Source organism: Pseudomonas sp. P5_152, assembly GCF_033989915.1.
Lineage (GTDB): Bacteria > Pseudomonadota > Gammaproteobacteria > Pseudomonadales > Pseudomonadaceae > Aquipseudomonas.
Genome location: NZ_JASFAH010000002.1, coordinates 123,066 through 145,839, shown reverse-complemented (window position 1 = coordinate 145,839; position 22,774 = coordinate 123,066). Strand labels below are relative to the sequence as shown.

The following is a 22,774-nucleotide window of genomic DNA, read 5'->3' as shown; positions in this document are numbered from 1 at the left end:
AATGGGCCCTCCCTGGCCCAGTGCGGCTAAACCGGCGTCCTGCCGGTTTACCCCTCAAATCAATATCGAACTCCGGCCAGCGTGGTTAACGGGCGCCCAGGATCAAAAACAACGCGAGGCGGCCTAAAAGCCGACCTGATCGCTAGGGCATGCGCGGTGTAGCTTCTACTTCCTAAGACGCTGACGAAGTCAGCAATCTTTTGATCTCGCTCTGGCTCTGGCTCTGGCTCTGGCTTTGGCTTTTGATCCTGGGCGCCCCGTTAACCACGCTGGCCGAACGCAGGCTTGAAGCCGTGGGTAACCCGGCAGGACGCCGGGTTAGCCGCCCCGCGCCATGGATGGCGCGTGGCGGCCCACGGATTCAAGCCGGAGTGAGGGCACACCGAGCCCAAGCGAGGTGCCAAGTGGTGGGGCAAGAGCCTTTTGCTTACTTTTGCGCTCCACCAAAAGTGAGCCGCCGTCAGGCGGAACCATAGGAGGCCGTTACCGCAAAAATGGATATGTACTCGGTCTAATCCAACACCCTGGTGCAACGTCGCACCACAGTTGTGTAGATACCGATGCCGCGATGGGGCCAGCACAGCCAACATAGTTGGATATCTGGGCAAAAAAAAGCGGCAACTGCTGGCACAGTCACCGTGAAAAAGGCCGGCGCTTGTGGCACCGGCCGAGAGCTTTGTGGAGGGGTTACAGCCCCCAGTGCAGCAACAACAGCACCAGCACCACCAGGAATACTGTCTCCCCGACCATCAGCAGGATCGGCTTGATCCCCACCGCAGCCAGCTCCTTGAGCTGGGTCTTCATCCCCAGGGCGCTGATGGACACCACCAGGCACCAGCGTGACAGCTCGTTGACCGTGCCCTGCACCACCGGGGCGACCCAGCCGGTGCTGTTGATGCAGGCCAGCAGCAGGAAACCCACGGCAAACCAGGGCAGTAACGGCGGGCGCTTGCCCGTCGTATCGGCGCCCTGCATGCGCGTGACCATCGCCGCACAGACGATCACCGGCAGGAGCATGGCCACCCGCATCAACTTGATCACCGTGGCGGTATCCCCGGTCTCGGTCGACATGCTGTAGCCGGCCCCCACCACCTGGGCGACATCGTGGATGGTCGCGCCAAGGAACACCCCGGCCACTTGCGGCGACAACTCCAGCCAATTGGCGATCATCGGGTACAGGATCATCGCCAGGGTCGACAACGCCGAGACCCCGATCACCGTGAACAGCGTGGCCCGTTCTTTTTGCGGGTGGTTGGGCAAGGCCGCCGCCAGTGCGAGGGCCGCCGAGGCGCCACAGATCGCAGTGGCGCCACCGGTGAGCATGCCGAACAGGCGCTGGAACCCCAGGGCCTTGGCGGCAATCACCGAGACACCGATGGTCACCACTACCAGGATCACCACCAGGGCCACCGGCTTCCAGCCCAGCGCGGCAATCTGTTCCAGGGTGATGCGCATGCCCAGCAAGGCCACGCCAATGCGCAATACGGTGCGCGCCGTGAACTCGATGCCGGCCTTGCAGGTGCCTTCGCCGGCGAGGAAGTTCAGGGCCATGCCCAGCAGCAAGGCGAACAACATGACCGGCGCACCGTAGTGCTCGGACAAAAACGACGCCGCCGCCGCGACGATCAGGCTGACTACAAACCCCGGCGCCAGTTCGCGGGTGCGGCTATGAATACGGGTAAGAGCGATGGCGCTCATGGCGCGGACTCCTCGCAAGGGAAAACGATAAATGCCTGGTCGTCGATGACCTCGACCGGATACTGGGCAACCTTGAGTGCGGTGGAATTGAGCAGGTAGCCCGTGCGCAGATCGAAGCGCAGGCCGTGGGCGCAGCATTGAATCACTCGCCCCTCCAGGCGCCCGCCACACAACGACGAGCCCTGATGGGGACAGCTGTCGTCGATCACCAGCAGTTCGCCGTCGACGTTGAACAGCGCCAGGCTTTTACCTTCCAGATCCAGCAGTGCGCGACCGCCTGCCTGCGGGAGTTTTCCGGCAGGCACAGGGACCCGCCGGTTCATGCCGGTTGCCGCTCACGCTGGCTTTCCAGCAGGGCTTCGCGCATCGCGCTCAACAGGGCTTCGGCCGGCTGCGCGCCGACCACCGTCAGGCGTCGATCGAACTGAAAACACGGCACTCCGCTGGCGGCGCCAGCGCCATTGCCGACAAACTCCTGGCCATCGCCGCGCAGACAATCCTCCAGCGCCGCGACCTCGAACCCGCAGTCCTGGGCGATGGCCAGCAGGGTCTGCCGGCATCCCAGGTCCTCGCCCTGCTGGAAATAGGCACCATACAAACGTTCCAGCAAGGCATCACGCTGCTCTGGCGAGCCCAGTTGGTTGGCCCGCTCCAGCAAACGGTGGGCATCGGCGGTATTGGGCATGGTCGCGATGCGGCTGAAATCGATGCTCACCCCCACCGCGTTCGCCGCCTGCTGCACCTGGGACTGGCGTTGGCTGACGGCTTCGGCACTGCCCAGGCGGCGACTGTAGAACTCGGCGAAGGGCTGCCCGCCGACCGGCATGTGCGGCAACAACTGCACGCCGTGCCACTGGGTAATGATTTGCACCCCGGGTTGCTGGCTGAGCAGCAACGCCTGGGCCCGCTCCAGCTGGCGCTTGCCGATCAGGCACCAGGGGCAGATGAAATCGAAAAACACATCAATCTGTAAACGAGCACTCACACTTTCACCTCTACAACCGCGTGGCCAACCGAATCGTTGACCTGTTCGCCCTGAAGCCGGGCAATATCCTTGTGGTAGTGACACTTGGCGTAAAAGAACACCGCGGCCGCCGCGATGCTCACCAGTGGCACCAGTTGAAACGCCGCCTGCAGGCCGATCACATCCGACACCTTGCCGGTGATGAATGGGCCCGGGGCCAGGCCGAGCAAGTTGTTGGCCAGGGTCAATGTGGCAAAGGCCGTACCGTGCACCGAGTAGTGGGTCAGGTTGGCAACCATGGCCCCGGCAGGACCGGTCGTCCCTGCCGCAATCAGCATCCCCAGGCAAATCAGCAGCAACTGCGCAGGGCCTGGCGGCAAGGCGAACGCTGCCGACAGCAGTAGGCAACTGCCCAGGCAATAGGCGATTGCCAGGGACACCTTGCGCTGGGCCGATTGCCGACACAGGCGGTCGCTGAGGATGCCGCACAGAATCATCCCGGCGCCGCTGCACAACACGATGATCGCTGCGACGCCGCCGGCCTTGCCGGTGGCCATGTCGTAGTAACGGTTGAGGTAGCTGGGCATCCACACAATCACCGTGCCGCCCACGAACAACTGCAAGCCACTGCCGATATAGGCGGCAATCACCGAAGGGCTGGAACACAGGGTACGCAGCGGCCGCTTGACCGCCGCGGCGACCTTGTTCGCGGCCTGGCTGGCCCGCTGCGGAGCAATGCGAGCCTCCTTGACGATGATCGGGTACAGCACCGCCAGCAGCAGGCCAAACAACGCCATGCCGGCGAACGACCAGCGCCAGCCGAGCTTGGCCGCGATCGCGCCGCCCAGGGCCATGCCCAGCACGGAACCGAACATGCCGCCGGCCATGAACGCACTGGTCAGGGTGGCCCGCAGGTGCTTGGGAAACACCGAGATCACCACGGCAATACCCACGCTGCCGTAGGCGGCCTCGCCCACGCCCACCATGAAGCGGGCAATGAACATCTGCTGGTAATCCTGGGCCAGCGCGCAGCCCAGGGTGGCCAGGCTCCACAGCAGCGCCATCAACGCCAGGCTCTTGACCCGACCGAAGCGGTCCGCCAGCAACGACAAAGGGAAGGTCAGCAAGCCAACCATCAGCGCGACGATGCCGCTGAGCAGGCCCAACTGGCCGTCACTCAGCGCCCACTCGCCCTTGAGCATCGGAAAGACCGCGTTTAGCACCTGGCGCGACATGTAATCGGAAATCAACAGGCCGAACGTCAGGGCAAAGACGATCCAGGCATATTTGCGCGCAACACCGACACCACTGGCGTCATCATCGTCTGCGGCAATGGGGTGAAAGGCCATGCAGCCTCCTCGAAACATTGTTGTAATTGTTGTTATCGAGCTTGTAGCAACGCAGCGCGGGGGAAGCCTTGAACTTCCCCCGCGTCAGCGATCAGCCGCGTTGCGGCACACCTTTCTCGCCCACCTTGCGGTTGGGGGCCATACCATTGGCCAACAGGGTTTCTTCGATACTCTGGTACTGCACACCGATTCGGTAGATCTCGCGGGCTTCTTTGCCGCTGGCGATCTCGCGACCCAGTTCATGAGCGATGCGCACGGTTTGCTGGATCTGCGCAACCGAGCTGAACCGATCGCCCTTGTGATCAATGATAGTGTCTTCATTGCCCACGCGCGGGTGCATGCCCATGGCCATCGACATGGTGTTGAACGGCATGACGTTCTTGAGCAGCGATTCGGAGGTCAGGGTGCAACCGTTCGGCGCGCGGTGGATGAAGTTGAAGAAGTTGAACGGGTTCGGGCCGTCGAAGCCGCCGCCGATACCGATCCAGGTCAGGTTCAACGGGCCCATGTAGATACCCTTGCGCACCAGACGTTCGAGGGTTTCCAGGGCGTGCATGCCGGTCAGCTGGAAGTGCGGCTGCACACCGGCTGCGGTCAGGCGGCGCAAGTGCTCGGCGACCCAGGCCGGGCCGGCCGGCACGGTCATTTCGCTATACGCAGCCTGGATACCCGGGTTGGCCAGGGAAGTGCCCTCCAGATACTCCGGATACAGCAGCTCCATGATGTTCATCTGGGTGGTGTTGATTGCTACCGTGACCTGGTCTGGCGTGGGCTGCAGATCAGCCAGCATGTGCCGGGTGTCGTCCGACAGCCACTTGGCCGCTTCGCCATCACTTTCCGGGGCAAAGGAAATCGAGCCGCCGACCTGGATGATCATGTCTGGCACGGCTTCACGTACGCCGGCAATCAGTTCGTTGAACTTGGACAGGCGCTTGGAGCCCTTGCCGTCCAACTCGCGTACATGCAAGTGCAGGACCGTGGCACCTGCCTCATAACAATCGACCGCCTTTTGCACCTGTTCATCCATGGTCAGGGGGATGTCTTCCGGGAAGTCTTCGGGCATCCACTCCGGGCCGTAAGGGGCCACGGTGATGACCACCTTCTCCATGTTTTCCGGGTGCAGGGAATCGTCAAAGAATTGCATGAGTTACTCCTTTTATTATGGTTGTTCGCGCACCTGGGATCGTGCCCGGGCAGCGCTTGTACGAGTGCGAATGCCGTTGCGGTGTTTCAGTAGGTCTTGTCGCCGATGATCCCGGCCCGCTCCATCTTGCGATGGCACGGTGGGTAGTCCATGACGGCGTAATGCTGGGTGCTGCGGTTGTCCCAGATGGCGATGCTGTTGGGCTGCCAGCGCCAGCGCACCTGGTACTCGGGGATATAGGCCTGGCTGATCAGGTAGCGCAGCAGTTCGCTGGCGCCCGGATTGGCGTCCTGGCCGAAACGCACCCGCTCGGGGGTGTGGTAGTTGCTCAAGTGGGTGGTGAAGGCGTTGACGAACAACACCTTTTCGCCGGTTTCCGGGTGGGTCCGTACGACCGGGTGCTCGGCATCCGGGTACATGGCCTTGAGCGCCAGGCGTTTTTCGATCGGCATGGCGGCGCCGAAGCTGGCTTCGATGCTGTGGCGTGCACGCAGCTCGGCAATCTTCAGCTTCACGTCTTCCGGCAGTCGTGCGTAGGCCTCCACCATATTCGACCACATCGTGTCGCCACCCACTGGCGGGCACTCCACGCAGCGCAACACGCAGCCCATGGGCGGTGCTTCACGCCAGGTGGCGTCGGTGTGCCAGGCGTTTTCGTAACGGTCCATCGGCTGGTCGGGATTCTTGTAGATGCGCACCAGGCCCGGGTGGTCCGGGTCGCTGCCGGCCACCGGGTGATCCTCCAGCTCGCCGAAGCGGCGAGCGAAGGCCACATGCTCGGCGCGGCTGATGTCCTGGTTACGCAGGAACACCACCCGGTGCTTGAGCAACTGGGCACGAATCTCGGCAAAAAGACCGTCGTCGTGGACCGCATCGGCGAGGCTGACGCCGATCAGTTCCGCGCCGATGCTGCAGGTCAATTGTTCGACTCTCATGGCAGGCGGCTCCCTTAGATGACGAAAATCGACGAGCCCGTGGTCTTGCGTGACTCCAGGTCCCGATGGGCCTGGACGGCGTCCTGCAAGGCGTAGTGCTGGTTGATCTCGATCTTGATCTGGCCGCTGCCGACCAGCTCGAACAGTTCACCGGCCAGGGCGGCCTTCTCTGCCGGGTCCGAGATGTAGTCCGCCAGCGCCGGGCGGGTCATGAACAACGAGCCCTTCATCGCCAGCAGCACTGGGTCGAATGGCGGGATCGGACCGGAAGCGGTACCGACACACACCAGCAGGCCACGACGCTTGAGGGAATCGAGGGAGCCCATGAAGGTGTTTTTGCCAACGCTGTCGAACACCACGTTGACCCCTACCCCATCGGTCAATTCACGCACCCGCAGGGCAACGTCTTCGTGGCTGTAGTTGATCACGTGGTCGCAACCGTGGGCGCGGGCAACTTCGGCCTTGGCCTCGGTCGACACGGTGCCGATCACCGTCAGGCCCAGCAGCTTGGCCCATTGCGAAACGATCAGGCCCACGCCACCGGCGGCTGCGTGCAGCAGAATACTGTCACCGGGTTTGAAGTCATAGATGCGGCGCATCAGGTACGAGGCTGTCAGGCCACGCATGGTCATGGCGGCGGCGGTTTCGAAACTGATGGTTTCCGGCAGCTTGATCAGCGGCGCGGCCGGGATCAGGCGCTCGGTGCTGTAGGCCCCCAGGGTGTTGAGAAAGCCGGTGTAGGTGACACGGTCGCCAACCTGTACGTTGCTGACCCCTTCGCCAATGGCCTGGACCACCCCGGAAGCTTCCACGCCCATGCCGTTGGGCATTGGGATCGGGTAGGTGCCATTGCGAAAGTAGGTGTCGGCATAGTTCAGGCCGACCGCCACATGACGAAGACGAACCTGGCCGGGACCGGGTTCGCCGACTTCGACGTCTTCAAGGCGAAGGACATCGGGACCACCGGGTTCGTAAAAGCGGACGGCTTTGGCCATGTTTTCTTATTCTCCATTGCAAGATAGGCATGCGGCATCGAATTGTGCTGATTGGACTGTAGGACTCAGCCTGCGGCACCGCTTCTCATCAGACGACAATGGCTTTTCATTTCGTGACAATCGAGCGCGCCGGATCAACGGCTTCAAGGTCCCGTGGATGACTTATCCCAGGCCTCTGGGTAACCTTGGCCGCAAGCCACTTCAGCCCAACCCCAACCTCCTGTAGACGAGCGTGCAATGAAATCCCCCTCTGGCTTGCTGCTGTCGGGCATCGTGCTGGACCGCACCAGCTCCATACCGCTGTACCGCCAGCTGTATTTGCAGATTCGCAAGCAGATCCTCAACGGCCGGATCCAGGGCGGTGTGCGGCTGCCGTCGACCCGCACGTTGAGCAAAGAACTGGGACTGTCGCGCATTACCCTGCTCAACGCGTTTGACCAACTGCTGGCCGAGGGTTTCCTGGCCTCGCGCACCGGGGCGGGCACCTACGTCGGCACCGAGTGGGAAAACCGCAGCACCAACGCCCCGGACGCCCTGCCCCAGCCGCCGCGCCTGTCTGACCTCAGTCACTCGGTATTGTCTTTACGCAGCAGCCATTTCCAGGGCATCAGCTATGCCGACTGGGCGCCCGGCAGCCCGACTTCCTTCCTGCCCAGCCACAGTGCCTACGATGCATTTCCCCAGGCGGTGTGGAAGCGCCTGATGAACCGCCACCTGCACAAACCGAGCAAGGCGATGCTCGGCTATGGCGAACTGCAAGGCGTACAGGCCCTTCGCACGGCGATCGCGCACTACGTGTTCGATGCTCGCGGGATCGACTGTTCTGCCGAGCAGGTAGTGATCGTGTCCGGGGCCCAGCAAGCGTTCAACCTGCTGGGCATGCTCCTGCTCAACCCCCAGGACCGGGTGTGGATGGAGGATCCGGGGCATATCGCCGCGCGCATCGCCCTGCAGGCCCAGGGTGGTCACGTGGTGCCCTTGCCCATCGACGACCAGGGCATCGACGTGCAGTACGGCCTGGCCAGTTGTCCCGACGCTCGCCTGGTGTTTACCACCCCCTCGCGCCAGCACCCTCTGGGGGTGACCATGAGCTACGCGCGGCGCCAGGAACTCATCGACTGGGCCGAGCAGCAGCAAAGCTGGATCATCGAAGATGACTGCGACAGTGAGTTCCGCTACCACGGCCGCCCCCTGCCCGCGCTCTATGCCATGGACCAGGGGGCACGGGTGATCTATGTCGGCACGTTCAGCAAGGTGTTGTTTCCCTCCCTGCGGCTGGGCTACGTGATTTTGCCCCAAGCCTTGATCGAGCCGTTTTGCACCCTGCGCGCGGTCATGGATCGCAGCCCGCCGACCCTGCTGCAGACAGTGACTGCCGATTTCATGGTCGAGGGCCACTTTCTCGGCCACATTCGCCGCATGCGCGCACTGTACCAGGCCCGCCAGCAGGCGCTGGTCGAGCAATTGCAGCAACAGCTGGGGAGCTTTTTCCAGGTCACGCCCGTGGATGCCGGCATGCACCTGATCGCCTGGTTGCCCGTGCAGCTGGATGACCAGCTCATCGCCCGGGAGCTGACGTTGCGCCATATCTACACCTATGCCCTGAGCGACTACTGCATCGAGCACCGCCAGCCACCGGCGTTGCTGATCGGCTTCGCCAGCACCCCCGAGGACCAGGCGCAGCCGCGAGTCGCCGCACTCGCCCAGGCCCTGCAGGACATGGGGTGCCTGCCAGCGGCAAGCTGAGGCCTGGCAAGTGGTCTTATGATTTAACCGATAATGGATCTATCGAGAGTTCCTGACTGGCGCGATAAAGGTTGCGCCGGTAGACCCGGTGTCTGAACCAGGAACCACTCGAATGAACAATAAGATCCAACAACGCTTCAGCGCCTTGCTCAGTCACAAGGCCGGCGCCGCCCAAGCGCCCGCAACACTGACCCCGGAACTGGCGCGCCAGTTGCTCGACCGCCTGGGCCAACTGCGCCTGTTTGCCCACGCCTATCCCCTGTTGACCAACCTCACCCACGGCCGTGTCACCCCCGCCGACCTCCTGGACTTTGCCTATCGCCACGAGCTGCAGGGCTTGAGCCTGCACCTGCTGGACGGCGAGGCCAACAGCCTGAGCCAGATGAGCGCCCCACAGTTGCAGGCGTTTGCAGACAAGGCCCGGGCCCTGGGCCTGGAGGTGCACCTGGAAATCAGCAGCACTCGCCAAGCCGATGTCGATCAAGTGGTCGCCATCGCCCGCGCCCTGGGCGTGCGCAACATCCGCGTGTACTCACGCTACGAAGGTTCACTGTCACAGGTCATGGACCTGATCGAAAACGACCTGCGCTACCTCGCGCAACAGGCCGATGCCCATGACCTGTACTTCGATTTCGAGCAACACGAGGAACTCAAGAGCGCCGAGATCGCCCAGTTGCTCAGCCGCCTCAACCACCCCCGGCTGCATGCCCTGTTCGACTTCGGCAACATGATCAATGCCTGTGAACAGCCGCTGCAGGCCCTGCACAACCTCGCGCCGCACATTCGCCAGGTCCACCTCAAGGGCGTGCAAATCGTCCCTGAGCACAGTGGTTTTGGCCATTACGGCGTGCTGCAAGGCAGTGACGAAGACGACTTGCCCAGTGCCCGCATGCTGTTCGAGTTGCTGATGCTGGGCGAGTCCAGCCCCCAGGTGATCGCCTTCATCCTCGAGCAGGAAAACCACTACGTAGCCCCGGCGTTTCGCCAGACCAACGAGTCCGCCGACCCGTTCATTGCCTACCGGGAAATGAGTGATACGCCGTTGCCAGCGGGTTACTCGCTGGAACGCATGCTGGCCGATGAACACCGCTGGGCCAACAACCAGGTCGCTTACGTGCGCGGCCTGCTGGCCGAGTTGCGCACCTTGGCCGAATTGACCCTGGCCTCCTGCACACCCGCTTGAACCCGACGCGACACACTGACGACGCTTGGAGAATAACAATGACAACTCGTGACAAGGCCAAATGGCTCAGATTCCTGATCCTGATCCTCGGTGGCGGCACCATCTATAAACTGGCGAACCTCAAGGACGCCTTCTACATCCCCATGCAAGAGTTCATGGGTTTGACCCACACTGAAATCGGCCTGCTGCTCAGCGCCAACGCGATCATTGCGACCGCGCTGTTTGTAGTCGGCGGAATGCTCGCCGACCGTTACGACACGCGCAAGCTGATTCCCCTGGGCTTGCTGGGTACCGGCGGCCTGGGCCTGTACCTCGCGACCTTCCCGCCCTTCAGCAACCTGCTGATTGTCTTCAGCCTGCTGGCGGTGTGCGCCGACTGCCTGTTCTGGCCGTCACTGCTCAAGGCCATCCGCAACCTGGGCGACGACCAGGAACAAGGACGCCTGTTCGGGCTGCTGGAAGGTGGCCGGGGCGTGGTCGATACCCTGGTGGCTTTTTCTGCGCTGGGGGTCTTCGTCGCCATGGGGTCGGGTGAAACGGGGCTGAAATCGGCGATCCTGTTCTACTCGGTGATCGACATCCTGGCCGGGACACTGACCTGGTTCCTGCTCAAGGGCGGCACCACGTCGACCACCGTGCAGGCAAAAAACGGCCTGTCGAACCTGTTGGAAGCCATCAAGGTCCCGGGGATCTGGCTGGTCAGCCTCAACGTGTTCATGGTCTATATCGTGTACTGCGGCCTGACCTACTTCATTCCCTACCTCAAGGACATGTACCAACTGCCAGTGGCGCTGGTCGGTGCCTACGGCATCATCAACCAGTACTGCCTGAAAATCCTTGGCGGACCTGCCGGTGGCTTCATTGCCGACAAGCAGTTCAAGAGCACCAGCCGCTACCTGAAATGGGCTTTCCTGGCGCTGTTGCCGTTGATGGGCGTGATCATGCTGATTCCAAAAAGCCCGAGTTACATCTACGCCGGCATGGCCGCCACCCTGTCTTTTGCGCTGATCGTGTTTTCCATGCGCGGGGTGTTCTGGGCGCCCATGGGCGAAGTCGGCATTCCCCAGCACATCACCGGCTCAGCCTTTGGCATCGGCTGCCTGATCGGTTATGCACCGGGCATGTTCGCCTACGTCATCTACGGCTCGATCCTCGACCACTTCCCGGGCGAGCAAGGCTACAACTATGTGTTTAGCCTGATGAGCCTGCTGGCCATTGTTGGCTTCCTGGTCTCCAGCCTGCTGTACCAGGCCGTGCGCAAGAACGCCCGAGCCACCGCCGGGGCTGACGTCGCGCCCGCCTGAACCTGCGGGTTACTGCTCTTCATTCACCGGCAAACATCGGCACCCGTCGCTCCAGCATGGCGCGGGTGCCTTCGGCAACGTCAGCTCTGACGATCCGCCATTCGTGCTCCCCTCCTTCGCGGCCCAAGGCCTGACCGGATTGTACGGCCAGGCCTTGGCGTACCGTTTCGGCACCAGCAATGCGCAACGCGACACCCGTTAATCCCCAATCAACTTCGGATGGCACTCAACCTGCAACTCCTGCGGAGCCAGGGCATTTGCAGCGGGCTTTTATGCGTGTGGTACGTACCATGTATTTACATACTAGATATACGAAATCCCACACTGCTGAAAACGCTGTTTATAAGATGGAATAATTGAGCGTTATCGAATCTAATAGGCAAAAATCCTGTTGTTGGATGCCGCAGCAATACGTTTGCGTCCGGAGAGCTGTGAATGAACAAGGTCGATCGCTACCTCAAGGCCGGTACCCGGGAGAACACCCGGCGCAGTTACCGTGCCGCGGTGGAGCACTTCGAAGTGACCTGGGGCGGGTTCTTGCCGGCGACGGGCGACAGCATCGTGCGCTACCTGGCCGACTACGCCGATCAACTGGCGATCAGCACCTTGAAGCAACGCCTGGCCGCCCTCGCCCAGTGGCACATCACCCAGGGGTTTCCCGACCCGACCAAGACGCCGACGGTGCGGCAGATGATCAAGGGCATCCGCACCTTGCATCCGGCGCAGGAGAAGCAGGCGGCGCCCCTGTTGCTGCAACACCTGGAGCAGGCCATCGACTGGCTGGAACACCAGGCAACGCTGGCCGCCCAGCAGCAGGACTGGCCCACCGTGCTGCGCTGTCGGCGGGATGCCGCGTTGGTGCTGATCGGATTCTGGCGTGGCTTTCGCGGCGATGAGCTGTCTCGCCTGCGGGTTGAACACACCGAGCTGCAAGCGGGGGTCGGGATCAGCTTCTACCTGCCCCACAGTAAAGGCGATCGCCAGCACCTGGGGACCCGCTTCCAGACCCCGGCCCTGAAAAAGCTCTGCCCGGTGCAGGCCTATGGCAATTGGATCACGGCCGCCGGCATTGCCTATGGGCCGGTGTTCCGGCGCCTGGACCGCTGGGGCAACCTGGCGCCGGACGGTTTGCACGCCAACAGCCTGATCCCCTTGCTGCGCCGCCTGTTTCGCCGAGCCGGGGTGCCCGCCGAGCTGTACACCAGCCACTCCCTGCGCCGCGGCTTTGCCACCTGGGCGACCGCCAACGGCTGGGATATCAAGTCCCTGATGAGCTACGTCGGCTGGAAAGACATCAAGTCGGCGATGCGCTACGTCGACGCTTCCCACAGCTTTGGTGGCTTGGCGGAAAAACCGCTGGTGGCGGGCATCACTCCGCGCGCCCTCGAATGATCCGCCGCCCTGCCCGGCCTGACGCTCAAGAAACCTGGGCCTGCCCCGCCAGCAAGACCTCGAAGAACGATGAAATCAGCCGGCTGGAGCGTCGCTCCGCCAGGCAATAGAGGTAGGTTTCGGTGTACAGCGGATCGCCCTCCAGACGGATCGCGCGGATCCGTGGGTCGGCAATGAATTCGGCTTCGGACACCGCCCCCAGGCCAATCCCGCGGACCACGGCTTCGCGCAGGGCTTCACGGCTGCCGATCTCCATGGCGATTCGCGGCACCACGCCCGCGGCCAGCAGCGCCGCGTCGAGGACCGCGCGGGTGGTGGAACCGGGCTCGCGTTGCAGCAGCGCCTGGCCCTCCAGTTCTTCGAGACGCACCGAGCCGCGAGCAGCCAGGGGATGGGCATGGTGGGCGAACAGGATGATCGCGTGGCGCGCGTAATGCACGGCACACAGCGCCGGATCGTCGTGCCGCCCGGCCAGCACCGCGATGTCGGTCACGTAGCGTTCGAGATCGGCCAGGACCTCTGCCGAGTTGCCGACCCGGATCGACACATCGATCCGTGGATGACGCTGCAGATAGTGGTCGACCATCTCGATCACATGAAACGGCCCCACCGCCCCCAACCGCAACTCGCCGCTGTCGAGCCGGCCGGAATCGCGCAGCAGGTTGTGCGCGTCCAGATCCAGGGCCGCCATCGCCTGGGCGATCGGCAGCAGTTGCCGGCCGACATCCGACAACTCGATGCGCCGCCCACGGCGGTGAAACAACTCCAGGTTGTATTGCCGTTCCATGGCTTGCACCTGGGTGGTCAGGGTCGGCTGGCTGAGGCCGATCGCCCGTGCCCCGGCACTGAAACTGCCGTGGCGGGCCACGGCGAGGAACGCTCGCATCTTTGCGCTGGACATCCATAGACTCCATCAATAGTTAACTGCCCGAAGCCATATTGAATTGATCGAATGACTGTCACGTGACACTTCTAGCCTGAGGCAACTCCAAACCACTCCCTGGATTGCCATGAAACCTCTTCGCTCATTCCTGCGTGTTGCCAGCATCGCCCTCGCCCTGACCGCCGCCGGCCTGGCCAGCGCCAAAGACCAACTGACCATTGGCCTGATCCCGTCCGAAGACTCGCAGGCGATGATCGAAGCCAGCAAACAGGTGCTCGATACCCTGCAAACCCGGTTGGGCATGCCGGTGGTGCCCTTTGTCGCGACCGACTACAACGGCATCATCGAAGCGCTGCGCGCCGGCAAGCTCGACGTCGCGTACCTGGGGCCATTCTCCTACGTCCTCGCCACCTCGGTGGCCGAGGTCGAAGCCTTCGCGGTCGCCGTCACCCGCAAAACCGGGCAAAGCGCCTACAAGAGCGTGATTGTCGCGCGCAAGGACAGCGGCATCCGCGAGCTGGCCGACCTCAAGGGCCGCACCTTCGCCTTTGTCGACCCCAGCTCGGCGTCCGGCCACCTGTTCCCCAAGGCCGGCCTGGAACAAGCCGGGTTCGTCCCGGCGCAGCTGTTTTCCCGGGTGATTTTCTCCGGCTCCCACGATGCCAGCATCCTCGCCGTGGAAAACCACAAGGTGGATGCCGCTGCGGTAGCCGACCGGATTTTTGCCAGCGCGGTGAGCAAGGGCCTGGTCAAGCAGGACGAATTCCAGGTGGTCTGGAGTTCGCGGCCGATTCCCGAGTCGCCGATGGTCTGGCGCAAGGACCTGGACCCGGCCCTGCAACAGAAGGTCGCCAGTGCCCTGGCCTCGATCAAGGATGTGCCGTGGGGTGACCAGGGCGTGCTCGACGGCTTCCAGCCCACCAGCGACGCCGCCTACGACGTGGTTCGCGACACCGCCAAGGTGCTCGATCTGGATTTGCGGAGCATGAAATGATCAGCATCCGCCAATTGACCAAGCACTACGGAAGCAACCCGGTGCTGCGCGGTATCGACCTGGACGTTGGTCAAGGCGAGTTCGTGGTGATCCTGGGGCAATCCGGCGCGGGCAAATCGACCTTGCTGCGCTGTATCAACCGCCTGGTCCAGGCCGACTCCGGCACCCTGCAGGTGGCCGGCATCGATGCCCGCTCCTGCCGCGATCCGCGGACGCTGCGCCGCCAGGTGGCGATGATCTTCCAGCACCACAACGTGGTGCCGCGCCTGAGCGTGCTGAAGAATGTCCTGACCGGACGCCTGGGCGCCGTGTCCACCTTCAGCTCGGTGCTGCAGCTGTTCCGCCGGGCGGATGTCGCCCTGGCCAGGCAATGCCTGCAACGGGTGGAGCTGGAGCACAAGGCCAACGAACGCACCGACGCCCTCTCCGGCGGGCAGATGCAACGGGTCGGCATCGCCCGCGCCCTGGCCCAGTGTCCCCAGGTGATCCTGGCGGACGAACCGGTGGCCAGCCTCGACCCCAAGACCGCACGCCTGGTGTTGCAGTACCTGCGCGATGCATCGCGGGAACTGGGGATCACCGTGCTGTGCAACCTGCACCAGGTCGACTACGCCCGTGAGTTTGGCGACCGGATTGTCGGCCTGGCCCACGGCCGCCTGGTGTTCGACGGCCACCCGGCGAGCATGGGCGAGGCTGACCTGCAACGCATCTACCCTGGCCAGGAACCAGCACCTGAAGTGCCACCGACGACCAGCGCGCTGGCGCTGGTGCCGTGCAGCGAATCGAGGGCTTGAGCATGCAACCGAACAACTACCTGTGGACCGTCGACCGGCCGCGCAGCGCGCGGAGCTGGCTGACTACCGCGGCGCTGGTGCTGGCGGTGGTGCTGACCCTGCATTGGAGCGCCGAGGGCGCGCAGCTCAGCGTCGCGGAACTGGCCGGCGGCCTGCCGCAAATCGGCGACTTCCTCGCCCGCACCATGCCCCCCGATATGAGCATTCTCCCGCGTTTGCTGGCACCGGCCATCGAAACCCTGCAGATCGCGATCTGGGGCACCCTGCTCGGCGTGCTGCTGGCGATTCCGTTGTCGTTCCTGGCGGCGCGCAACCTCAGTCGCAACCGCCTGGTATTCCACGCCACGCGACAGTTTCTCAACGTCACCCGCAGCATCAACGAACTGATCCTCGCCCTGATCTTTGTCTCGGCGGTGGGTTTGGGGCCCTTTCCCGGTGTGCTCGCGTTGGCGCTGCATGGCATGGGCATGCTCGGCAAGTTCTTCGCCGAAAGCATCGAGGAAATCGACCAGGGACCCATCGAGGCCCTGCAGGCCACCGGGGCACGGCCGTTGCAGGTGATTGTGTTTGGCGTCCTGCCGCAGGTGATTACCGCCTGGATCGCGGTGATCCTCTACCGCTTCGAGGTCAACCTGCGCTCGGCCACCGTGCTCGGCATGGTCGGCGCCGGCGGCCTGGGGTTCGAGCTGGTAAGCAGCCTGAAGCTGTTCAAGTACGAACAAACCGCCACCTGCATCATCGTCATTACCTTGATGGTGGTCATCGCCGACGCGGTGTCCGGCAGGCTGCGCAATGCGATCCAGCGCGGTTCCAACCATTAAACCGCGCTAGCCGCACCTTCGGCTGCCGGTTGTTATCGGTCCAGCCGATTCAAACCTGCGATTTATCGATTTGAGCTGTTGGCGAGTGCCCCTGAGTATGGGGCCACTTCGCCAACAACAATAAGGAACTCCCTGATGACCGCCCGATTCCACAACCCGGTAGACACTCGTTTCGGCTGGGGCAGCCTGCAACAGTTGGCCGCGATTACCGAACAGCACAAGGTCGCCCTGGTGACATTCCCCGAAGCGCGCGGGCTAGGCCTGGTGGCACGGATCGAAGAGCTGCTGGGTGATCGCCTGGTCTATGTGATCGAAGACGTGCAGCCCAATCCCGACGTGGCGCACCTGCGCGACACCTATGAACGCTTCTGGGCCGAAGCCGGCGACTGCGCCATGGTCATCGCCGTGGGCGGAGGCAGCGCCATCGACACCGCCAAGGCGCTGATTGTCGGTACCGAATCGGGGAGCTTCGACGAGTTGCTGACCCTGCTGGCAACCGGCAAGCCCTTTGTCCCGGCCCGCAGCAAATTGCTGATTGCCGCACCTACCACCGCCGGCACCGGCAGCGAAGTCACGCCCTGGGCGACCATCTGGGACAGCGCCAGCCTGAAGAAATACTCACTGCACCTGGACTGCACCTGGCCCAAAGTGGCGATCATCGACCCGCAACTGATGTTGACGGTGCCAGCCAGCGTCACCGTTTCCACCGGCCTGGACGCCTTGTCCCATGCCCTGGAGGCAATCTGGAACGTCAACGCCAACCCGATTTCCGACACCTTCGCCGTGGCGGCCATCGAGGACATCCTCGAATGCCTGCCTCGGTTGCTGCGCGACCTGTCCAGCCAGGAACTGCGCTCGCGCATGGCCCTGGCCGCCCTCAAGGCGGGCATGGCGTTCTCCAACACCAAGACCGCACTGGCCCACTCCATTTCCTATGAAATGACCCTGCGCCACGGCCTGCCCCATGGCATCGCCTGCTCCTTCACCCTGCCCCTGGTGCTGGGCCTGGCCTGGGGTCACGACCAGGAGCGCGACCAGACCCTGCAGCGGGTTTTCGGCACCGACTTGGCCAAGGCCCAGGCCCAGTTGCGCGACCTGTTGCACAGCGTCGGGGTGAAGACCGAGTTTGCCGACTACGGCGTCACCGCCCAGGACGCCGAGGCCATCATCCAGTTCGCCCTGCAGGGCGCGCGCGGCAAGAACTTCATCGGTTGCCAAGCGGCCTAGATCCAGCTTTTACCTCAACACGCACTGCCTGCGGCGCCACCGGCCGCGGCGATTTCCTGCGGCACCGGTAAATCGGTGTCACCCTCGGGCGATGGCTCGGGGGGCGAACAATAATAAGGAAAAGATCATGAATCGTGCCCAAACCCTGCCTGGTATCGCTACCCACACGGCCTCGTTCCGCGTCGCCCAGTGGCGCATGTTGCTGGCGGCGATGTTCTGTTACCTGTTTTTCTACACCGGCCGGCAAACCTTCGGTTTTGCCATTCCAGGGATCCAGGCCGAGTTTGGCCTGAGCAAGGAAACCCTGGGCTGGGTGTCGGCCGCCATGCTCTGGGCCTACGCCATCGGCCAGGCCATCAATGGCAACCTTGCCGACAAGTTCGGTGGCCGGCGGATCATGACCCTGGGCGCCGTGCTGTCCTGCGGCGCCAACTGGGTGACCAGCTTCTCTGCCGGGTTTGCCAGCCTGATCCTGCCCTGGGGCATCAACGGTTACTTCCAGGCATTGGGCTGGGCGCCGGGCAGCCGGCTGATCTCCAACTGGTGGAGCGCTGGCGAGCGCGGCAAGGTCTACGGCTTTTATGTGTTTGCTGCCGGGTGTGCCTCAGTGCTGTCCTACGTGACCTCGATCGTGGTGCTGGAGGTGCTGCAACTGGAGTGGCGCTGGATCTTCCGTCTGCCGGTGTTGCTGATGCTCGCCGGCGGTATCCTGTTCTACTTGATTGCCCGTGAACGCCCGCAAGACCTGGGCTTCGAACCGCTGGCCGACACCGGTGTGGCCAATGCCGCCGACAAACAGCATGAGGTGGCGCAAGGCGAGGTCGAAACTTCCGCGCAGCGCTACAAGGCAGTCCTGAAAAATGCCCGGCTGATCATCGCCGCGGTGTCCCTGGGCTTCCAGAACGCCGCCCGCTACGGCCTGATCGTCTGGGTGCCGGTGCATTTTCTCGGTGCCGACTGGAAAAGTGGCGACAGCCTGGTGGATCCGAAGTGGATCACCGTGGCCCTGCCCGTGGGCATGGCGATCGGCGCGCTGACCAATGGCTGGGTGTCGGACAAGCTGTTCGGCTCCAAGCGTTACCTGGCGATCATGCTCTACATGTTCCTCGGCGCGGCGACCAGCCTGTGGATGTGGAGCCTGCCGCCCCACAGCATGATCGGCCTGGTGGCGCTGTTCCTCTGCGGGTTCTTCGTCTATGGCCCGGCCTCCAGCTTCTGGGCGCTGTGCCCGGATCTGGTCGGCGCCAAGCGGGCGGGCACGGCCACTGGGGTGATGAACTTTTCCTCCTATCTGTTCGCTGGCCTGGCGGAACCCCTGATCGGCAGTATGCTCGACAGTACCGGCAATACCTCGCTGATCTTCATCGTGGTCACCTCGGCCTGCCTGTGCAGTGCGCTGGTCGCGCTGTTCATCAGGCGTTGATGGCTCGGCACCCAGTTTCGACTCACAGGCAGGCGCACTCATGTACCAGTACCACAAGTGGCTCCGTTCCTTTCACGCCGTGGCCAAGACCGGCAGCTTCACCCTGGCGGCCGAATACCTGTGCATCGGCCAGCCAACGGTCAGCGAGCAGGTCAACGCCCTGGAGAAGAAGTTCTCGGTGGAACTGTTCCACCGCCGTGGTCGCTTTATCGACATGAGTTCGGCCGGGCACCAGCTCTACGGGATTACCCAGGGCCTGTTCGGCCAGGAGGACGAAGCCGTGCAACTGCTGCACAGTTTCAAGCAACGCAAGACTGGCATGTTGCGCCTGGGGGCTGTTTCGCCGCCTATCGCGATGAACCTGACCTATGAACTGATGCAGCAGCATCCGGACATCGAGCTGGAAACCTCCTTCAGCCCGGAAAAGGAGACCCTGGCGCGACTGTTCAATTTCGACATCGACGTGGCGATCCTTGCCCTGTCCGAGTTCGATCAGCGCTTCGACACCCAGCTGTACCGGCGCTACCCGATCATCGCGGTGGTCCGTGACGACCATCCCTGGGCACAGCAGGAACAGGTGCATGTCGAGCAGATCAGTGCCGAGAAGTGGGTGCTGCGCGAGAAGAGTTCGCGGACCCGGCAACTGGTGGAGGAAAGCTGCACGCGGTTGAACGTCGAACTCAACTGCGTGATGCAATTGAACAGCCGCGAAGCCATTGTCCACGCCATCGCCAAGGGCATCGGCATTGGTTTTGTCTCGGCTGTCGAGTACGCCCAGACCCCGGGCACCAAACCCATCACCTTCGTCGATCACCCGTTCGCCATCGATTACCACCTGTGCTGCCTGGGCATCCGCCGCAACCGGCCAATGATCGCCGAGCTGTTCGACTCAAGCCCGATACCGACCACCTGACAACACCGTACCCATTGACCTTTGCGCCCTACTTCCTTGCACGAAGGACGGCCGCCCCCTACCCACACACTGGAGATCTACCATGCACTATCAACAACCGCGCCACCTGCAAGCCGTGGTCCTGGACTGGGCCGGCACCGTCGTCGACTTCGGCTCCTTTGCCCCCACGCAGATTTTCGTCGAAGCCTTTGCCGAGTTCGGCGTTGCCGTGTCCCTGGAAGAGGCCCGTGGCCCGATGGGCATGGGCAAGTGGGACCACATCCGCACGCTGTGCAATCAACCGCAGATTGCCGAACGTTACCGTGCCGTGTTCGACCGCCTGCCGACCGATGCAGACGTCACTGCACTCTATGAACGATTCATGCCGCTGCAGATCGACAAAATCGCCCTGCACTCAGCCCTGATCCCAGGCGCCCTGGAGGCCATCGCCGCGCTACGCGAGCAGGGGCTGAAAATCGGATCCTGCTCCGGCTATCCGGCGGTGGTGATGGCCAAGGTGGTAGAGCTGGCCCGGGCCAACGGTTACGTCGCCGACCATGTGGTAGCCACCGACGAAGTGCCCAACGGCCGTCCGTATCCGGCACAGGCCCTGGCTAACGTGATCGCCCTGGGAATCAGCGACGTCGCCGCATGCGTCAAGGTCGACGACACCTGGCCGGGTATCCTCGAAGGCCGCAGCGCCGGCATGTGGACAGTCGCCCTGACCTGCTCCGGCAACGCCCTGGGCTTGACCTACGAACAGTTCCAGGCACTGAGCCCCGAGCAACTGGCCGAAGCACACGCCCGCATCAGCCAAACCTTCGAAGGTTCCCGCCCGCACTACCTGATCGACACCATTGCCGAGTTGCCGGCAGTGATCGAGCAGATCAACGCCCGCCTGGCACTGGGTGAAACGCCGCAAGGTGCGTGAGGCACGCAAATACCTCAAGCGCGCTGGGCGCTTGAGGTGGATAGGGCTTTGCCGCTCAAGGTTACTGACCCTGGCAAACCGCCTGCGTTTGTGTCCGTTGGACTTTGTCATTAGTGTGGGAATTATCTGCAGGGAAGCATCAAGATGAATCTCATGACAAAAGCGATTTGCCGTTATCTTTTTCCCGCACTAGAAGCCCCATTCCGCCTGTCTATTAGCCAATTTGCCTGCGCCTTGGGGAAATGGCCGCAGCGTGTTTTCATGGCAACAATGCTACTTGGCTTGTTGACGACGGCAGCGTTTGCCAGCGCTCAACCGAGCAATCTTGGGGATGAACAGGTTTTTCAGACAAACACCGAATTGCAGCGCGCTAATACCCAGGTGATTGCGGCGTCCACCTACGCCGAACAACATCCGCGTGATACCGATGCACAGTATGCGCTGGCCGTGGCGCTGGATCGCATGGGTGACCTGCAAACCCTGAGAGCGAAGCAGCTGTTTCCGTACAACGCAGGATACAGGGCCGCTCTGGAGCTGGCCCGGAACAACCTGAAGGCCCACCCATACACCAGTAAGCTCATGCCCAAGGTGCAACGCCTGGAACCTGGCGCGGCAGCAGACTCGGAGCAAATACTCTGGAGCTACCGTGACGCTGCCCGACGTTATTTCACCAGGGCCCGAATCGTTTACCAACAACTGGTCGCCTTGCAGCCCAACAACAGCAAGTGGCAACAAGCACTCGCGGTGAACTACACAAGAACCAACCCGGGCCATGTGGGGGTCGAAGAAGTCAGGGCCTACTATCAGCCGGCCCTGGATATTCTGCTGCGCCTGGCAAAGTCAGCGCCTGGTAACCAGCAGTTGCAACGCGATCTCGCGGCAACCTACGAGGAAATTGCGGACCGGGTGAATTCAATGACCGGCACCTTGCCCGCTGAATACCATGAGGCCCTGGCAATACGCATAAAAGTGCTCAGGAGCAATGAAACCAATCCACTGTTCGTCCGCGAGTTGGCAGTGACCTTCGGCAAGATCGGCGAAGCCCTGGTAATGCGGGGGAAATGGGCAGCAGCACGTGACGCCGTGACCGATCAATTTGGCTTGTACCAGGATTTGGCTGCCTTGGACCCTGGCAACAACCAATGGCAACGCGAACTTGCAGTGGCGCACATGGATTTTGCAGCGATTAAAAACGACAACAATGGGCCAGGCGCAAAACTAGAGGCAGAAGTGCTGAATCATTATTCCCAAGCGTTGGTAATACGAACCCGGCTGATTCAAGTGGAGCCGAGCAATGCGCAGTGGCAGATGGACTTGGTCGCCAGCCACGAAACTATGGCCAGGTTTTACGATGACCGAGGGTTGGACGAAAAAACCCTGGCCTCCTACATCGAGGCGCAACGACAAATGGCCAAGTTCGCACAGCGTTACCCCAACGATCGCGGTTGGCTCTTCTACCAACTCTATTTCTATTTCAGCATCGGTTCCGAGTACCGGGCAATACAGAGCTGGGCCGCGCCACACTCACTTGGGGGGAAATTTCCCGAACCTGGGAAATTCAAAGCCGCTGCAGACGCCCAGGATGAGGTGTTTGAAAACATGCGCAAGATAATCGATACCTTGGTCCGCATGACCGATGCCCCTGTGAGGCCAGCGTAGAAAAATGAACACATTGCAGTGGCCCACAATGATTTTCTTACTCAGCGTGCTAACAGCAGGCTGTAGCAGTGTCATTTATCCCGACCTGATCCCGGCCACCGCTGAAACGGTGAAAACAGCACCTGACACGGATGCTAAAAAAATCATTTCAGCGCAGTGGATGAACAGCGATTTTTCTGCCGAAATCCAAAACCTGCCCAGTGGAGATGTATCAGGGCTTCTTATAAAAACAGAGGGCTACGCGCCGGGAGAACAAATCACCGTTGAGCTCGATGATAAAAACAGCAATGACGATGGTGGTAGCTACACGCTAACCAAAAAAATAACCGGCGTCGTGGATAAGCACGGTGAAGTCAGAGTGCTGATTAAAAGTTAGATACGTTCCAACGCCTCAGTTCCGGCTAAGTTTGCCTGCGTAGCCTGTCCCTTGCGCCACTTAC

The 22,774-nt window shown here is 62.3% G+C and carries 22 protein-coding genes; 13 read left to right on the top strand and 9 right to left on the bottom strand.

Annotation, left to right across the window (positions count from 1 at the left end; genetic code table 11):
* Positions 1-687: 687 nt before the first annotated feature.
* From QMK50_RS00595 to QMK50_RS00565, 7 genes are all read right to left on the bottom strand, one after another.
* Positions 688-1,698, bottom strand: a complete 1,011-nt coding sequence (locus QMK50_RS00595) for a YeiH family protein (protein ID WP_159995964.1) — start codon at positions 1,696-1,698, stop codon at positions 688-690.
* Positions 1,695-2,021, bottom strand: a complete 327-nt coding sequence (locus QMK50_RS00590) for a Rieske (2Fe-2S) protein (RefSeq protein ID WP_095170294.1) — start codon at positions 2,019-2,021, stop codon at positions 1,695-1,697. The genes QMK50_RS00595 and QMK50_RS00590 overlap by 4 nt, the downstream gene beginning before the upstream one ends.
* Entirely contained in the window at positions 2,018-2,683 is a 666-nt protein-coding gene (locus tag QMK50_RS00585; RefSeq protein WP_320332195.1) for a DsbA family oxidoreductase, read from the bottom strand. The genes QMK50_RS00590 and QMK50_RS00585 overlap by 4 nt, the downstream gene beginning before the upstream one ends.
* Positions 2,680-4,011: an MFS transporter gene (locus QMK50_RS00580; RefSeq protein WP_095170292.1), complete on the bottom strand. Its 1,332-nt coding sequence runs from the start codon at positions 4,009-4,011 to the stop codon at positions 2,680-2,682. The genes QMK50_RS00585 and QMK50_RS00580 overlap by 4 nt, the downstream gene beginning before the upstream one ends.
* A 91-nt stretch (positions 4,012-4,102) precedes the next feature.
* On the bottom strand, positions 4,103-5,155 hold the full coding sequence (locus tag QMK50_RS00575; RefSeq protein ID WP_095170291.1) for a 3-keto-5-aminohexanoate cleavage protein: 1,053 nt from the start codon (positions 5,153-5,155) through the stop codon (positions 4,103-4,105).
* An 86-nt stretch (positions 5,156-5,241) separates the two neighbouring features.
* Complete coding sequence (locus QMK50_RS00570; protein WP_320332194.1) at positions 5,242-6,090, bottom strand: TauD/TfdA dioxygenase family protein; 849 nt, start codon at positions 6,088-6,090, stop codon at positions 5,242-5,244.
* A 14-nt stretch (positions 6,091-6,104) separates the two neighbouring features.
* The gene (locus tag QMK50_RS00565; protein WP_095170289.1) at positions 6,105-7,085 is read right to left on the bottom strand and encodes a quinone oxidoreductase family protein; all 981 of its coding nucleotides are present in this window, start codon (positions 7,083-7,085) and stop codon (positions 6,105-6,107) included.
* A 237-nt stretch (positions 7,086-7,322) separates the two neighbouring features.
* On the opposite strand from QMK50_RS00565, the gene QMK50_RS00560 reads away from it, so the two are divergent.
* The 3 genes from QMK50_RS00560 (at position 7,323) to QMK50_RS00550 (ending at position 11,318) form a co-directional block, all read left to right on the top strand.
* Positions 7,323-8,831 (top strand): PLP-dependent aminotransferase family protein, encoded by a 1,509-nt coding sequence (locus tag QMK50_RS00560; RefSeq protein ID WP_320332193.1) that lies wholly within the window; start codon positions 7,323-7,325, stop codon positions 8,829-8,831.
* A 112-nt stretch (positions 8,832-8,943) separates the two neighbouring features.
* Entirely contained in the window at positions 8,944-10,014 is a 1,071-nt protein-coding gene (locus QMK50_RS00555; RefSeq protein ID WP_159995958.1) for a sugar phosphate isomerase/epimerase family protein, read from the top strand.
* Positions 10,015-10,052: 38 nt separating this feature from the next.
* Complete coding sequence (locus QMK50_RS00550) at positions 10,053-11,318, top strand: MFS transporter (RefSeq protein WP_320332192.1); 1,266 nt, start codon at positions 10,053-10,055, stop codon at positions 11,316-11,318.
* A gap of 19 nt (positions 11,319-11,337) precedes the next feature.
* On the opposite strand, the gene QMK50_RS00545 is transcribed toward QMK50_RS00550, so the two are convergent.
* On the bottom strand, positions 11,338-11,544 hold the full coding sequence (locus QMK50_RS00545) for a hypothetical protein (protein ID WP_320332191.1): 207 nt from the start codon (positions 11,542-11,544) through the stop codon (positions 11,338-11,340).
* 209 nt (positions 11,545-11,753) lie between these two features.
* On the opposite strand from QMK50_RS00545, the gene QMK50_RS00540 reads away from it, so the two are divergent.
* The gene (locus QMK50_RS00540) at positions 11,754-12,710 is read left to right on the top strand and encodes a site-specific integrase (protein WP_320332190.1); all 957 of its coding nucleotides are present in this window, start codon (positions 11,754-11,756) and stop codon (positions 12,708-12,710) included.
* Between the two features lie 25 nt (positions 12,711-12,735).
* Here QMK50_RS00540 and QMK50_RS00535 read toward each other — a convergent pair whose 3' ends face one another.
* On the bottom strand, positions 12,736-13,611 hold the full coding sequence (locus tag QMK50_RS00535) for a LysR substrate-binding domain-containing protein (RefSeq protein WP_320332189.1): 876 nt from the start codon (positions 13,609-13,611) through the stop codon (positions 12,736-12,738).
* 109 nt (positions 13,612-13,720) lie between these two features.
* On the opposite strand from QMK50_RS00535, the gene QMK50_RS00530 reads away from it, so the two are divergent.
* The 9 genes from QMK50_RS00530 to QMK50_RS00490 all read left to right on the top strand — a co-directional run bounded on the left by QMK50_RS00530 (position 13,721) and on the right by QMK50_RS00490 (position 22,710).
* On the top strand, positions 13,721-14,587 hold the full coding sequence (locus QMK50_RS00530) for a phosphate/phosphite/phosphonate ABC transporter substrate-binding protein (protein ID WP_159995948.1): 867 nt from the start codon (positions 13,721-13,723) through the stop codon (positions 14,585-14,587).
* Positions 14,584-15,381, top strand: a complete 798-nt coding sequence (phnC, locus tag QMK50_RS00525) for a phosphonate ABC transporter ATP-binding protein (protein ID WP_320332188.1) — start codon at positions 14,584-14,586, stop codon at positions 15,379-15,381. Before QMK50_RS00530 ends, phnC begins: the two co-directional genes overlap by 4 nt.
* Before the next feature lie 2 nt (positions 15,382-15,383).
* Positions 15,384-16,202, top strand: a complete 819-nt coding sequence (phnE, locus tag QMK50_RS00520) for a phosphonate ABC transporter, permease protein PhnE (protein WP_095170281.1) — start codon at positions 15,384-15,386, stop codon at positions 16,200-16,202.
* A gap of 135 nt (positions 16,203-16,337) precedes the next feature.
* Positions 16,338-17,429, top strand: coding sequence for an iron-containing alcohol dehydrogenase PsrA (psrA, locus tag QMK50_RS00515; RefSeq protein ID WP_095170280.1), 1,092 nt, complete (start codon positions 16,338-16,340; stop codon positions 17,427-17,429).
* A gap of 127 nt (positions 17,430-17,556) precedes the next feature.
* On the top strand, positions 17,557-18,852 hold the full coding sequence (locus tag QMK50_RS00510; RefSeq protein WP_095170279.1) for an MFS transporter: 1,296 nt from the start codon (positions 17,557-17,559) through the stop codon (positions 18,850-18,852).
* Between the two features lie 40 nt (positions 18,853-18,892).
* Positions 18,893-19,765 carry a LysR substrate-binding domain-containing protein gene (locus QMK50_RS00505; protein ID WP_095170278.1) on the top strand — a complete coding sequence of 291 codons (873 nt, stop codon included), beginning with the start codon at positions 18,893-18,895 and terminating at the stop codon, positions 19,763-19,765.
* An 82-nt stretch (positions 19,766-19,847) separates the two neighbouring features.
* Complete coding sequence (gene phnX / locus QMK50_RS00500) at positions 19,848-20,675, top strand: phosphonoacetaldehyde hydrolase (protein WP_320332187.1); 828 nt, start codon at positions 19,848-19,850, stop codon at positions 20,673-20,675.
* Positions 20,676-20,819: 144 nt separating this feature from the next.
* Positions 20,820-22,334 (top strand): hypothetical protein, encoded by a 1,515-nt coding sequence (locus tag QMK50_RS00495; protein WP_320332186.1) that lies wholly within the window; start codon positions 20,820-20,822, stop codon positions 22,332-22,334.
* Positions 22,335-22,338: 4 nt separating this feature from the next.
* A complete protein-coding gene (locus QMK50_RS00490; protein WP_159995936.1) occupies positions 22,339-22,710 on the top strand; it encodes a hypothetical protein in 372 nt (123 codons plus the stop codon).
* Positions 22,711-22,774 lie beyond the last annotated feature (64 nt).

Bases quoted from the DNA above. Each gene is read 5' to 3' on its own strand.
- QMK50_RS00565 (WP_095170289.1), bottom strand. From the start codon at position 7,085: ATGGCCAAAGCCGTCCGCTTTTACGAACCCGGTGGTCCCGATGTCCTT.
- QMK50_RS00530 (WP_159995948.1), top strand. From the start codon at position 13,721: ATGAAACCTCTTCGCTCATTCCTGCGTGTTGCCAGCATCGCCCTCGCC.
- QMK50_RS00570 (WP_320332194.1), bottom strand. From the start codon at position 6,090: ATGAGAGTCGAACAATTGACCTGCAGCATCGGCGCGGAACTGATCGGC.
- QMK50_RS00575 (WP_095170291.1), bottom strand. From the start codon at position 5,155: ATGCAATTCTTTGACGATTCCCTGCACCCGGAAAACATGGAGAAGGTG.
- QMK50_RS00555 (WP_159995958.1), top strand. From the start codon at position 8,944: ATGAACAATAAGATCCAACAACGCTTCAGCGCCTTGCTCAGTCACAAG.
- phnE (WP_095170281.1), top strand. From the start codon at position 15,384: ATGCAACCGAACAACTACCTGTGGACCGTCGACCGGCCGCGCAGCGCG.
- QMK50_RS00560 (WP_320332193.1), top strand. From the start codon at position 7,323: ATGAAATCCCCCTCTGGCTTGCTGCTGTCGGGCATCGTGCTGGACCGC.
- QMK50_RS00505 (WP_095170278.1), top strand. From the start codon at position 18,893: ATGTACCAGTACCACAAGTGGCTCCGTTCCTTTCACGCCGTGGCCAAG.
- phnC (WP_320332188.1), top strand. From the start codon at position 14,584: ATGATCAGCATCCGCCAATTGACCAAGCACTACGGAAGCAACCCGGTG.
- QMK50_RS00495 (WP_320332186.1), top strand. From the start codon at position 20,820: ATGAATCTCATGACAAAAGCGATTTGCCGTTATCTTTTTCCCGCACTA.
- QMK50_RS00540 (WP_320332190.1), top strand. From the start codon at position 11,754: ATGAACAAGGTCGATCGCTACCTCAAGGCCGGTACCCGGGAGAACACC.
- QMK50_RS00550 (WP_320332192.1), top strand. From the start codon at position 10,053: ATGACAACTCGTGACAAGGCCAAATGGCTCAGATTCCTGATCCTGATC.
- QMK50_RS00535 (WP_320332189.1), bottom strand. From the start codon at position 13,611: ATGTCCAGCGCAAAGATGCGAGCGTTCCTCGCCGTGGCCCGCCACGGC.
- QMK50_RS00510 (WP_095170279.1), top strand. From the start codon at position 17,557: ATGAATCGTGCCCAAACCCTGCCTGGTATCGCTACCCACACGGCCTCG.
- QMK50_RS00490 (WP_159995936.1), top strand. From the start codon at position 22,339: ATGAACACATTGCAGTGGCCCACAATGATTTTCTTACTCAGCGTGCTA.
- QMK50_RS00590 (WP_095170294.1), bottom strand. From the start codon at position 2,021: ATGAACCGGCGGGTCCCTGTGCCTGCCGGAAAACTCCCGCAGGCAGGC.
- QMK50_RS00580 (WP_095170292.1), bottom strand. From the start codon at position 4,011: ATGGCCTTTCACCCCATTGCCGCAGACGATGATGACGCCAGTGGTGTC.
- psrA (WP_095170280.1), top strand. From the start codon at position 16,338: ATGACCGCCCGATTCCACAACCCGGTAGACACTCGTTTCGGCTGGGGC.
- phnX (WP_320332187.1), top strand. From the start codon at position 19,848: ATGCACTATCAACAACCGCGCCACCTGCAAGCCGTGGTCCTGGACTGG.
- QMK50_RS00595 (WP_159995964.1), bottom strand. From the start codon at position 1,698: ATGAGCGCCATCGCTCTTACCCGTATTCATAGCCGCACCCGCGAACTG.